The 11,871-nt window shown below is 62.3% G+C and carries 12 protein-coding genes; 10 read left to right on the top strand and 2 right to left on the bottom strand.

Features of this window, described 5'->3' with window-relative positions; translation table 11 throughout:
* The first annotated feature begins 175 nt into the window (after positions 1–175).
* Both IPG61_08425 and IPG61_08420 read left to right on the top strand, forming a co-directional pair.
* Positions 176–508 (top strand): hypothetical protein, encoded by a 333-nt coding sequence (locus tag IPG61_08425; protein ID MBK6734102.1) that lies wholly within the window; start codon positions 176–178, stop codon positions 506–508.
* 455 nt (positions 509–963) lie between these two features.
* Positions 964–1,470 (top strand): hypothetical protein, encoded by a 507-nt coding sequence (locus IPG61_08420; protein ID MBK6734101.1) that lies wholly within the window; start codon positions 964–966, stop codon positions 1,468–1,470.
* Between the two features lie 804 nt (positions 1,471–2,274).
* Here the strand turns inward: IPG61_08420 and IPG61_08415 are convergent.
* Positions 2,275–2,508 (bottom strand): hypothetical protein, encoded by a 234-nt coding sequence (locus tag IPG61_08415; GenBank protein ID MBK6734100.1) that lies wholly within the window; start codon positions 2,506–2,508, stop codon positions 2,275–2,277.
* A 380-nt stretch (positions 2,509–2,888) separates the two neighbouring features.
* The gene (locus IPG61_08410; GenBank protein ID MBK6734099.1) at positions 2,889–3,659 is read right to left on the bottom strand and encodes a hypothetical protein; all 771 of its coding nucleotides are present in this window, start codon (positions 3,657–3,659) and stop codon (positions 2,889–2,891) included.
* A 584-nt stretch (positions 3,660–4,243) separates the two neighbouring features.
* Between IPG61_08410 and IPG61_08405 the strand changes: the two genes are divergently transcribed.
* The 8 genes from IPG61_08405 (at position 4,244) to IPG61_08370 (ending at position 11,860) form a co-directional block, all read left to right on the top strand.
* Positions 4,244–5,173 carry an ABC transporter ATP-binding protein gene (locus IPG61_08405; GenBank protein ID MBK6734098.1) on the top strand — a complete coding sequence of 310 codons (930 nt, stop codon included), beginning with the start codon at positions 4,244–4,246 and terminating at the stop codon, positions 5,171–5,173.
* Complete coding sequence (locus IPG61_08400) at positions 5,170–6,750, top strand: hypothetical protein (GenBank protein MBK6734097.1); 1,581 nt, start codon at positions 5,170–5,172, stop codon at positions 6,748–6,750. The genes IPG61_08405 and IPG61_08400 overlap by 4 nt, the downstream gene beginning before the upstream one ends.
* On the top strand, positions 6,747–8,642 hold the full coding sequence (locus IPG61_08395; GenBank protein MBK6734096.1) for an ABC transporter permease: 1,896 nt from the start codon (positions 6,747–6,749) through the stop codon (positions 8,640–8,642). Before IPG61_08400 ends, IPG61_08395 begins: the two co-directional genes overlap by 4 nt.
* Positions 8,643–8,697: 55 nt before the next feature.
* Positions 8,698–8,994 (top strand): hypothetical protein, encoded by a 297-nt coding sequence (locus tag IPG61_08390; GenBank protein MBK6734095.1) that lies wholly within the window; start codon positions 8,698–8,700, stop codon positions 8,992–8,994.
* Between the two features lie 211 nt (positions 8,995–9,205).
* On the top strand, positions 9,206–10,321 hold the full coding sequence (locus IPG61_08385; protein ID MBK6734094.1) for an RNA ligase RtcB family protein: 1,116 nt from the start codon (positions 9,206–9,208) through the stop codon (positions 10,319–10,321).
* Positions 10,318–10,965 carry a peptide chain release factor H gene (locus tag IPG61_08380; protein MBK6734093.1) on the top strand — a complete coding sequence of 216 codons (648 nt, stop codon included), beginning with the start codon at positions 10,318–10,320 and terminating at the stop codon, positions 10,963–10,965. The genes IPG61_08385 and IPG61_08380 overlap by 4 nt, the downstream gene beginning before the upstream one ends.
* A 54-nt stretch (positions 10,966–11,019) precedes the next feature.
* Positions 11,020–11,319: a hypothetical protein gene (locus IPG61_08375; protein ID MBK6734092.1), complete on the top strand. Its 300-nt coding sequence runs from the start codon at positions 11,020–11,022 to the stop codon at positions 11,317–11,319.
* Positions 11,320–11,416: 97 nt separating this feature from the next.
* The gene (locus IPG61_08370) at positions 11,417–11,860 is read left to right on the top strand and encodes a hypothetical protein (GenBank protein MBK6734091.1); all 444 of its coding nucleotides are present in this window, start codon (positions 11,417–11,419) and stop codon (positions 11,858–11,860) included.
* Positions 11,861–11,871: the final 11 nt, after the last annotated feature.

Below are 11,871 nucleotides of genomic sequence, written 5' to 3'. Positions count from 1 at the left end.
GTCGCGAGGGCCATGAATCGCGACGGTGGATGGCACCTGGCCGGATCTTGCAGCAGACGAAGCCGCCGGTCACGGTCCGTGTATGCACACGGCCAACGCCAGTCGTCTTCGCTGCTGAAGCCGGCGCTGGGCAGCTGCTCCACGCCGTCTGGACACAACTTTTGAGGAGAAGTGAATGACTGATTCACGACCGGACGAAACACCATGGAACGAGGAATTCGCCCAGTCTCTCACTGGCTCGGTAGTACTCGTCGGCCTTACGTTTCTCGAAGAGAACGGGGAGATCAAGAAGCAGGGGCAGTTTTATGGCCGAGTTCTGCGAGCGCACAGTCGCGAAGGAATCCTGCTGGGCCTGGAGGGAATGAGAGAGGGCGAGCAGTTCAATCTGCCACCCGATACATCAGCCATTCATGTGGCCACGCCGGGGGAGTATCATCTTCGAACTACTGGCGAAGTTCTGGTCGATCCTGACTTCGTGGCCATCTACACCATTGCGCCCGCGAGGTGATTCTCAGCAGCCAGAAACGTGACTAGGCGGTGTCCAGCACCGCCAAACAGTTGAGATTGCACGTGGCCGCGCGGGTGGGAGCGGGGCGGGTTGGCTTTTCCGGTCGGGGACCGGCGCCGAAACTTCTGTTTGCGGCTGATGGTCACGGTTGCAACGGGCTGCGCAAAGCAGTGCCTGCGCCAACCGCACCCGCCACTGAAGCAAGGTGTTGGGCTGCGAGATCTGTGTCACCCACTTGCCGTCGCGTCGACAATAGGTTGTGAGTGCCAGCGTAAGCTGCCCCCGAATCCAGACAGTTGAGAAGCGGAGCTTCTTGGCGTACTGCAGCCAGGAGGTTCCGATGAGGACGTCCGAGATCACAGAGACTCAGATCATTGGGATTCTGGGTGAGGCCGATGCCGTGATGAAGATCTGGGACAATTGGAGGCACAATGCAATCTGACAAGAGATGCGCAATGAACGATCCAGTTCTTCTGGAGATCGCCTGTCGCTGCGGTGCTGCGACGAAGTTGCCCTGGTGGGCCAAACCCGAAGGCCCGTCCGACAGTCATACCAGCACCATTGTCGTTGGACACAAGCCGGGAAAACCCACGACTGGTGACTATATTGAAATCCCCGGGGGACCCGGCGAGGACTTGCACTTCATCGTGGCGGCGCGCAGTGATATACCTAGGCTTCTTTCTCAGTTCAAAGAAATTTCCATGACCAAGTCCGAGTTGATGGAGATCACTGAGAGATACAAGTCAGCAAGCACTAACCCGTGGGCTATTCACATTCCTGATCCCGCCCACCCTGACGAGGGCGAGGTTCTCTACGCAATCACTCCCGGAGTTGGTTACGCAATAGATCTATTTGTTGGGGATGCGCGTGCTTCCGATCTGGAATTCATTGAACATGCCAGAAATGACGTTGCCGTGCTGATAGAGAAGGTCGGACAGCTCTTGGAGGCGAAACCAGGTTGAGGGGGCGCATTTCTGTAAGCATGCCTTGGAGCCGCATTGCCGCCACCATTTTTCATGGCGCCGCGCGCCGGCAAGATCAAGAGTCGCTGTAGGGGATTTCTAGCTGCCTTAGCTTGCGCTCAAGTCCCGCCGGCGTGCAGAGCGTGTGCAGCCAGGTCCCATCGCCTCGCTGATACGAAATCACCCCGCCATCGTCGAACCGAGCGACCCAGACGGCATCCTTCGCATGCACCGAATCAAAACGCCGAGCGACCATCGTCTCGTCAAGCAGATCCACAAGCCCAACGGTCGCCGTGACCCCGCGCAAGACGAACCGGCCGGGGCAATCGCGAATAGGTTGCCAGGCGAATCTGGAATACAGGGAGTCAAAGGTCATTGTCGGTCGTCACCTGATTGAGACGAAGAACCGCTCCAGCTAATAGTCGCTTTCTGACACCGATTCTGGCCCGATGACCGCCGCCCCCGGCGGCCACCCCAACGTCCCCTACCTGTGGCCAGGTCAACTTCCTCCACCCGGCCCCGACTGGACGGTCGCATTCTAGGCACGCGTGCCGCGGTTTGCAACCCGGGCCGCGGCCTCCTTCAGCCGCGAACTCCTTCATTCGAACTTGAGCAGGTGCCCGTGGTGCATTAGACGAGCCGCGCAGGGCGGATACGGCGCCCAGGTGGGGGATACATTCAGGGGGTGTCAGAGGGCTATCGCGAGGGGTTGGCGATGGACACGGTGAATCACGGCGGGGCACTCATCTTGTGGCTCAATCCCCGCGGCGTTCAGCGCGATCAGGGGAGGATTCACGCTCGGAATCAGTCGTCGCCCCTCTTGGCGCGCTCGAAGCCGGCGGAAACCGCTGATCCCACGATGCCACCCACAGACGGGTCGGCGTGCTCGCGCGATGACCTGGCGATACCCACCAGCCCGCGCAGCACCTGGATCACTCCCCAGGCGATGGCTCCCCAAGCCACGACGTAGCTGCCGCCGTCCTCGGCAACCGCAAAGGAACCGACGGTCACAATGATCCCCCCGACCAGCCAAATCATTCCGAACTTCAGCCTGCGCATTGCATCCTGTCTCATGTCTCGTGCTCCCTGTTTGATCTCGTTGCCCCGCGATGATCTGCTCGATCTGGCTGCGTGGCCGGTGTGCGGCCTCAGCGCCAACAGCGATGTTTGTCGCTGCGACTACGGGCGTGTGACAGTCCAGTTTGCGCGGCGTTCGTGATAGTTCGCCGAGGACATCACAGTCAAAGGCGTCGGCTGGAGTGTGGCCGACGACGCGGGGTGACCACGTGTCATTTAGAGCAATGGCCATGTGTTGTGTATGACCTCTTGCCCGGCGGCCTACTCCAGCACGCCGTCAAGGAACTTCGCGCCTTCGATCACTATGCCAAGGGGATCGTGACCTCCGTCGCTGGCGGGTGTCAGTGCTTCCCATGCCAGGCGCTTCCCGGCAGCTTCTTCTCCCGAGTCGCTATGGCGGCGCGGATCTTGCGCGCCGTCTCCAGCGCGGCCTCGCCGCCGCGGCTCTCGCAGGGCATCAACGCGGGTTCCTCGATCAACACCAAGCACTTCTGGGCGACGGACGCGCAACCCTTGGTCTCAAGCTGGCCCACAAGCAGAGCTATCAGATCTTCACGGGCGAAGAACAGGCGCTCCGGTTCAGGCATGGTGCCCCCGTCGTTAACATAGGCGCGCACGTAGTCGAGATGGCGTGCCACGGACTTGAGGGCGGCCTCCGTACCCAGTGGGCCCGGATTGGCTTTCAGCGCTTCTACGACAAGATTCATGTCCTCGAGCGTCGACACGCGCTGTAGGACGCCCTGCATCAGCTTGGTCGCCAGTGCGGATCCGTTGGGGTTGGTGGAGATCGCCGCCAGATCGGCCAGCAGCTCCAGATCGGCGGCCGCCAGCTCGTCCTTCAGGCTCTTAGTTGCGGCGTCCAGGTCTTTCTTGTCGACCGACTGCCTGTAGAGGGCGGCCTTCTCCGACAGGGCCAGGGCGCGCATGATCGTGCTCTCGTGATCGGTTTTCCCGCGACACGCAACGATCACGTCATCGAACTTCTGAAGGGCATAGAGCTCGCGCACAGAGGCGCTACCGGCCTGCGCTCGCTGGACACCGAGGATGCCAAGAAGCGCGAGCGCGACGAAGGCCGTCCGGTAGGCGGCCGAAACCAAAGGTGATCGATTCATGATTAACCTCGCCTGGGATTGGCTCGACAATTGGCTACTGCGTCGGCGTGGGCCGTGATGTGATAGTCGCCAGTTGGCAGTTCGTGTGACAGAGCGAGTCGCTGAAGCCGCGGGGCGGCCGCTTTGCGGTGCCCCGATAGCGGCAAGAAACCCGGGCACCGAAGCGCCCTGGACGGGGTCGGCGGACGGTCTCAAACACGGGCAGATGTGTCTCGCCGCGTTCTCCCTGCCTTCTTGCCCGCTCATGCTACAAGAAAATGCTGCCGGATCTGTTCGCGTTTCACGCTGAAGCTGCTGAGAGTCAGGCCGTTGAATCAGATTCACGAATTGGTTGCCGCGCGCAGCCGGATCAGGAGCCCGCAGTCCACGCGTCCGTCGGCAACAGGGCAACGTCGATCGGCAGTTGACGATAACTCACAAGATCGCCGATGCTGGTTCGCGCCCAGGGAGCGCCTACGGCCGACCGTACCCGCGAAACCCGCGCCGTGGATTTTCAGAAACCCGGGCCACCAAGGCAGATGACGACAGGCGCCGATCGATTCGGATCGATCCGGGATGGTCCGCGAACCCGAGGAGTGAGTGACGTGCACTTGCCCAACGAACCGAGCCCACTGGTGGCGACTTCGGATGGCGCAGCGGCATTCCTGGAAGTACGCGGACTGAGGCGCAGCTTCGGCAAGTTTGCCGCGGTCGACGGAGTCGATCTTACGGTGCGCTGTGGCGAGATCTACGGCTTTCTCGGCGTCAACGGCGCCGGCAAGACTACTACAATTCGTCTCTTGATGGGAATCCTCTCGGCTGACGCCGGCACATTCAAGCTGCTCGGCAGGCCTATACGGCGGGTTTCCATCCAGGAAAAGCGACGTATTGGCTACGTCTCTCAGGAACAACACTTCTATCCGTGGATGACATGTGCCGATCTGGGCCGTTTCGTCGGCGCCTGCTACCCCACTTGGGACGGAGCGGAGTTCGCCCGCCTGCTCAGGATCTTCGATATCCCGGAGCGACGGCGGTGCAGCGAGCTGTCGGGGGGCATGACGGCCAAACTGGCTCTGGCCCTCGCGGTGGCGCCCCACCCCGATCTGCTGGTCCTGGACGAACCCACGGCCGGGCTGGATCCGCTCGCTCGCCGTGAGTTCATGGAGCTCGTGACGCAGCAAGCCCGCCAACGCGGATGCACAACCCTGTTCTCGTCCCATCTGATCGACGAGGTGGAGCGCTGTGCGGATCGCGTCGGCATCATCCATCAGGGACGTATGCGCTTCGAGGGCGCGATGGCTGAGCTTCGCGATCGTGTGCGGCAATACCTCGTGCCGGTTGGCGCCGACCTGCCGCAGAACAACGATCTCGCTATCTGGAACGACGCCACCATTGACGAGATGCGGCGAGTCACACTGCACTCGCGCTCTGGTGCGTGGTCGGACGACACGTTGCCTCCAGGATCGACCCGCGTACCGCTGTCGCTTGAGGACATCTTTGTGGCGTTCGTACGCGCGCCGGCAGCCTCGTCATGACGTACGGAATTCTCGTCAAGGAATGGCGCCAGCACCGCGGCCTGCTCCTCGCCACTGTACTCGTGATTGCGGGGAGCGTACTGCTGATAGCCGCGCTGCCGGTGATCGGGAAGTCCAACGACACGCCGCTGGAAGCTCTGCGGCTGCTCCATTTCAGTCTGCTGCCCATCAGCTGTCTCGTGCTGGCCCAGGCTCTGGTTGCCTCGGAGTACCATCATCCGGTTCATGTCTTCATTGACGGCATTCCGATCTCACGCAGCCGTATGGTTGCCATCAAGTTCATACTGGGAATAGCGGCGGTCGGTTTGGGACTGGCGGTCGGTTTGGGCCTGGCCGTCTGGGCCGGCAGAACAACAGATGCCGTGACGGCGCGGCAGATTGCGATCATCGCAGCCCGGTCCTTCGCTCATGCCGGTCTCGTGTACAGCTTCACATTCGCCTGGGCCTTCACCGGGCGCTACCGGCTCGCAGTTGTCGTGGTGACGATTGCCGTCCTGGTGTTCATGCCAACCCTGCCCGCCCGCGGCTTTGAACACGCGATGCCTTGGGCTCTCGTGGGTTCCGATTTCGCTTACGAGCGCTACGACTTTCCAGTGGTCGCTCTGCTTGTGGCTGCTTTTGCCAGCCTGGTCTGGATCTCTGTGGCGTTCGCGCTGGGAGCGGGTTTCGGGGGGCACCTGGGCCCGGCGCTGGCGCAGCGAATGTCCTCCAGGGAGCGTACGGTGATCATCAGTCTGCTGCTCGCGATTGCAATCATACGCTTCACGTACGACGAGAATCGAAAGCACAATCGCCCCCTCCAGTTCCCCGGCGCCGTAGAGATCGTCAGCCTGCGTACGCGCGTCGTCGTGGCGTCTGCTGTCGGTGATCTGCTACCGGAGGAGCAGGCCGCAATGGAACGGGTGGCGCAATGGATAAGCGGGGATCTCGACCGATTGGCCACTTATCTGGACTGTGAGGACCTGCCGCCGGTACATCTCGTGCACCGTCGAAACATGCTTCCACATGAGATCAGTCCTGGCGACATAGTTCACGAACAGGGCGTGATGCTGAGGTTGGATCTGCGTCTGCTGGCCGGCGAGGGCGAGGAGCTCCGAGCGCGCGTGATTCGGGAAGCACTCCTGGCCCGGAGCCTCGGGCGGCTGGAGCGCGAGCAGACGTCGTGGGTACTGGACGGGTTCGTGTCCTGGTGGCCTGGAACGGTTGCCGGCGTCGATTCCGCCATCGCCGACGCCGGGGATTGCGGCAGGGCAGATATGGAAGTCGTTGATCGTCACGACCTGGATGCCTGGCTGACATTGCGTGAACGGGTAGGCGCTGATGAAGCGGGCTCCATGGCAGCAGGCGGACTCAGGTTCGCTGCACAACGCTATGGTTCCGTAGCCTTGAGGACATTCCTCGGCGACGTTCTCGGCCGTGAAGTGCGCCGCAATGCCGTGGCGTCAATCCGGGACGCGGCACACCCGGTTTCGCTCCGCTGGCGGCGCGCCACCGGGGCCACTTTGGAGGACTTCGTGGCCGAATGGGCCGAATGGCGCTCTGCAAGCGCAGACACGGCACGGAGGTCCGATTCGTGATGCGACAATTGATTCGCAAGGAACTCCGTGCCGTCGCGCCGGCGCTCATGCTCGCGGCGGCGATCTGGCTCGTGGACTTCGTCTTTGTCATGGGCACGGAGTTCCTGGATATGCCCGATGCGAGCCCTCAATCAGAGTTCGTGGATGAATGGGTGCTGTGGATCGTCTTGGTAGCATTCCTGATAGCTGCCGGCCAGACCGGAGCTGAGGCCCGCGACGGCACACTGAAGTTCCTGGACACGCTTCCGGTCGGGCGCACCCGGGTGCTCCTGGCCAAGTGGTGCGCCGGCGCCGGCGCCATCGTACTCATGATCTTGCCCCAGCGTGGTTACGATCTGGTGCAGCAGGCGTGGACGAAGACCTCGCTGGATGCCCCGCTTCACGCTGGAACGCAAATGGGGGTGCTGGCGCAGTTGCTGATTGTCGCGATCGCCATCTATAGCGTCGCCCTGATGATCTCGCTCGCCGGAAAATGGTACGCCCTGGTGTCGGCAGCGGTGATCTGGGGCTTCATGTGGCTGCGCGAAGCCGACTGGAAGGTGATCGCCTACGTGGACCCAAGCCGATACCTTGGCGCCGCACTTGCGGATCCACCGGCACCCGTCGCTTGGCGACAGAGTCTTCTGTACGCTGGCCTCGCCGTGACGGCTGTTGCGTTAGTCACAGTCGGATTCAGCCAACTCAATGCATGGCCTGGTGGCGGTGGACTTCGTTCCCCGCGCCGGCGAGCGCTGGCTGCTGGCGCTGCGCGCATCGGGACGTGGTCGCTGCCAGTGATCTGGATCGTGGGAATGGTTGCGCTGGGCGACGGCGGCAGTGACAATGACACACAGGATGAACGCCATCCAGGCGGTGAGGCGGCATTCCAGAGGCAGGAAACGCGCTACTACGAGTTCGTCTATCGCACGTCCCAGAAGACGGACGCAAGAGGCCTGATAGCTGCGGCGGACAGCATTTGCGAAGCTGTGGCGTTGGCCCTGCAGTGTCCGCCACTTGACATAAGAATCGTGGCGGATCTGGGGGGCGAGAGTCGGGACGGCGTTCTTGGGGATGCGCACTGGACGAAGATCAGGATTCCGCTCGAGCGTGCTTTGGGGGACAGCGCAGTGCGGGCGGTCCTCGCCCACGAGACGGCGCACGTGTATGTGGAAAAACTGAGCAAAGGTGCCATGGCGAAGCATTGGGCGTCAACCAGGTTTGCGCACGAAGGACTGGCGACGTTTGTGGAACACCAACTCTATCCGGCCGGTCTTGAGGAGTTGCGACGCTATGCGGCGGCCATTGAGGTCAAGGATCCGGTCGCATTCGATCTGCTGTCCGACGACGAGCGATTGTGTGAAGAGCGCGACGATGCGGTGGTCTATGCCCTGGGGGAATCGTTCTTCCGGGCCCTCGTTGATGCCTACGGCAAGGACGCGCCGGCACGGCTTCTTGGGAGCATGGCGCGGCCCGGCGCTCGGCACGACCTCACGGGCGCGGCGTGGTGGTACGACACCGCTCAGGGGGCGGGCATCGACCTGGAGCGCGTTCTGGGCCGACAGGCGGAGGCAACGAGAGACTTCGCGCATCGTGAGCGGGATCTCTTCGAGCGCATACCTCAACTGTCGGCGGTCGTTGGCGTGCGCGGAAGCCACATCGTCATCCGTCCTGTATTCGACGGCGAGGCGCCTGGTCCCGTGGTGTGCCGGTTGCCGGGCGACGGCGCGGGCAGGCTCTTCACGGCCGAGGGCGGGAACGAGATTCTCATTCCGCGGCATCTCAATCCGGAGCCGAGGCTTCGCTACGCGCTCGGTTGGGTGGTGCCCGGGATGTGGAGGACGCTCTACGGTCGCTGGGAGACGGCAGTCCTCGACGAGACAGTTGTGACGGCAGAACATCAGAAGAGTGAGTGAATCCATGTCCTCGCAAAAACGCGCCAAGAGAGTGTCGAGATCCGTACCGCAACCCGTGGAGCCGCCGCGCAAAGAGCTGCACGAGGTGCTTGATGATGTCTGTGATTCCCAGACCCTACTCGTATTCGTCCAGGCACTGATTGAGGATCGCAAGCGCGCGATCACGGCCGAGCGCGCCGAGCCGAGTTCACGGTATGGGCCGGACGCGGGTGGGTGGGAAAACACGAAGATCGACACGTTCCTGAGCGCGGCCGCCAGATGGGCTGAAGACACCGATTTCGGCGAGCTGTCGCCTGACAATCCCTGGAAGCAGTTCGCAGTCATGCTCTATTGTGGCAAGATCTATGAGTAGAGCCCTGGAGCCCGCCGATCGCGACAACAGACCACCGGCGAGTCGAGGAGATCGAATCACTGCCTTCGGAACCGCATACCCTGTTCGATTCAAAGTGACGCCGTCTGTCACAATGGTCCGCATGCCTGCGACATGACGAAAACGGAAGTTCACCCCGAGGACATCCCTGGTGCCGAGCCAAGCCGATCGAAATACAGAAGGAACGCATCCCGTGAACGACAAGCCGATCTCACTCTTCGCCACCTCTGACGCCCGAATCGAGGGCGAAGCGCTTCGCCAGCTGGAGCGGGTGGCCGCTTTGTCCGGCATGGTCAGGGTTGCGGGCTTCCCGGACCTGCACCCGGGAAAGGGCTCGCCGGTTGGCGCCGCCATGCTTTCGAGGCTGGAGTTCTATCCCCATCTGGTCGGTTCGGACGTGGGTTGCGGTATGGGGCTGTTCGCGACCGATCTTGAGGTGGCCAGAGCCAAGCCGGAAAGATGGTCCAAGAAGCTCTGCCATCTGGAAGAGCCGTGGGATGGCGATGCGGTTGCTTGGCTCGAAGAGCGTGGGGCCCGGGAAGAGGGCCATGCCAGATCTGTGGGCACGATCGGTGGCGGCAACCACTTTGCGGAACTCCTGCGCGCGAAGGATATCCCGGACCCCGAGACATTCCAGTCGCTGGGCTTGAAGAAGGACGCACTTGCGCTGTTGGTGCATTCAGGCTCCCGCGGACTCGGCGAAGCGTTGCTGCGGGCCCATACAACCCGGTTCCGCGATGGCAGTCTGGCCGCCGGCGGCGAGGAAGCCGCGATCTACCTGGAACGTCACCAGAATGCCATTGGCTGGGCGGGCGCCAACCGGGAACTGATCGCGCTGCGCTTTCTCGAACAGTTGGGGAGCGGATACCGCCGCGTGGTGGATCTGGTGCACAATTCCGTCACTCAGGTGGCGACCGACGATGGGCCCTGTTGTCTGCACCGCAAAGGCGCAGCCCCCTCTGATGCCGGCGCCGTTGTCATCCCAGGATCACGCGGAGCAGCCAGCTATCTGGTGATGCCGAGCGGCGAACAGGAGCCGAATCTCTGGTCCGTGGCCCACGGAGCCGGCCGCAAATGGAGCCGCTCGGAATGCGAGGGCCGCTTGCGGGAGCGCTACAGCGCCGACTCGCTGCGCCGGACCGGCGTGGGGAGCTACGTCATCTGCGAAGACAAGAGCCTGCTGTACGAAGAAGCCCCCCAGGCCTATAAGGACATCGAGACGATCATCGAGAACATGCAGACGTTCGGCCTGATCCGGGTCATCGCCTCGTTCACCCCCGTGTTGACGTACAAGGTCAGGGAAAGATGAGCACAGAGCTGATTCAGATCACATCCGGCCGCGGGCCGGTGGAGTGCGCCTGGGTGGCCGCACAGCTGGTCGAAGTGCTCCTCATGGAGGCGCGTGGGGCCGAACTCAACGCCGAACTGATCGAAACCGAGCCCGGGCCGGAACCCGGCACGCTCCTCTCGGCTCTGATTCACCTGTCCGGCGATGACTGCGCCGCCTTTGCTGCGACCCTTGAGGGCACCGTCCAGTGGATCGGCACCTCGCGCTTCCGGCCCGAAAACAAGCGAAAGAACTGGTTTGTCGGCGTGCGGCGCGTCCCCGTACCCGCGACACCGGTGTTCTCCGAGCGGGATGTACGGATTGAAGTGATGCGCGCCTCGGGTCCCGGCGGACAGCACGTGAACACCACGGAGTCGGCCGTCCGCGCTGTCCATGTCCCGACAGGGCTGGTGGCCATCGCTCGCGATGAACGATCCCAGATCGCCAATCGCAAGCGCGCGCTGGAACGGTTGGCGATTCTGGTGCACCGCAGCGGTGAGCGCCAGTTGGATGCTGCCAGGCAGCAGCGCTGGGAGGGGCACGATCAGTTGGAGAGAGGGAATCCGATTCGGGTGTACGAGGGCGCAGATTTCCGCGCGCGGGGCGGGCGGCGTGCAGGGCAATAGGCCCGGCGCGCGGCAGCGCCCAGGGGCCTCGACGCCCAGAAGGAGCGGTGCGGCATGAAGGTCTTTCTGGATGACGAGCGCGCAGCGCCGGAAGGCTGGATTCGCGTGTACTGGCCGTCAGAAGCCATCGAACTTCTCAAGACCGGCGCCGTACAGGAGCTGAGTCTGGATCATGACCTGGGAGACGATGCGAGGGGAACGGGATACGACGTGATCCTCTGGATCGAGGAGGAAGTGGCTTTGCGCGAATTCTCACCGCCGAAGATCGCCGTCCATTCGGCCAATGCGGCGGCCAGGGAGCGGATGCTTGCTGGCATCAGAGCGATTGAGGGTCACGTTCGGCGTCGAAATTGAGGCTTTGTGACTTCTTTGTTGGGCTGCAGCGAGTACGCCTCGCCCGCAATTCCGATGCGACAGTATCGCGAAAGTGAACGAGCCCGCCTCGCGACGAGTGAACAAGGAGATTGTGCAAGCGATGAATTGGTCCGGCAAGAGAAAGAGCTTCAAGAGCATGCTGTGCCCAGAGCTCAGCAAGCGGGTCGACATCTACGTGACTTCATATCGCGGCGCGCACGACGACGTCGGCGAGGCCTGGATCACCCTTGACGGCGAGAAGGTATTCGGCGCCGGGTACTACAAGAAGCTGAATGCCAGATACACGCATGATGAAGTGGCCGAGCAGGATGTCTACGACGAAGAAGAGTTCATCCGTGCCGTCGAGGAATATCTGACTTGCAACATCGACGAGGCACTTCATTCAGAAGACGACCTGATCCGTGCGTTCGCAATGCTGGATCGACGGTTGGGACGTCGTCGCCTGCGCCAGCTTGATATTGATCTTGAGGATGCGCAGATCGTGAAGTTGTGTCACGCGATTCGAATGAGCGTCATGTGAATCCAGTCCTG

This window comes from bacterium (genome assembly GCA_016703265.1).
Taxonomy (GTDB): domain Bacteria; phylum Krumholzibacteriota; class Krumholzibacteriia; order LZORAL124-64-63; family LZORAL124-64-63; genus CAINDZ01.
Note: the sequence above shows the minus strand (reverse complement) of the source record. Positions and strands in the feature narration are given on the sequence as shown.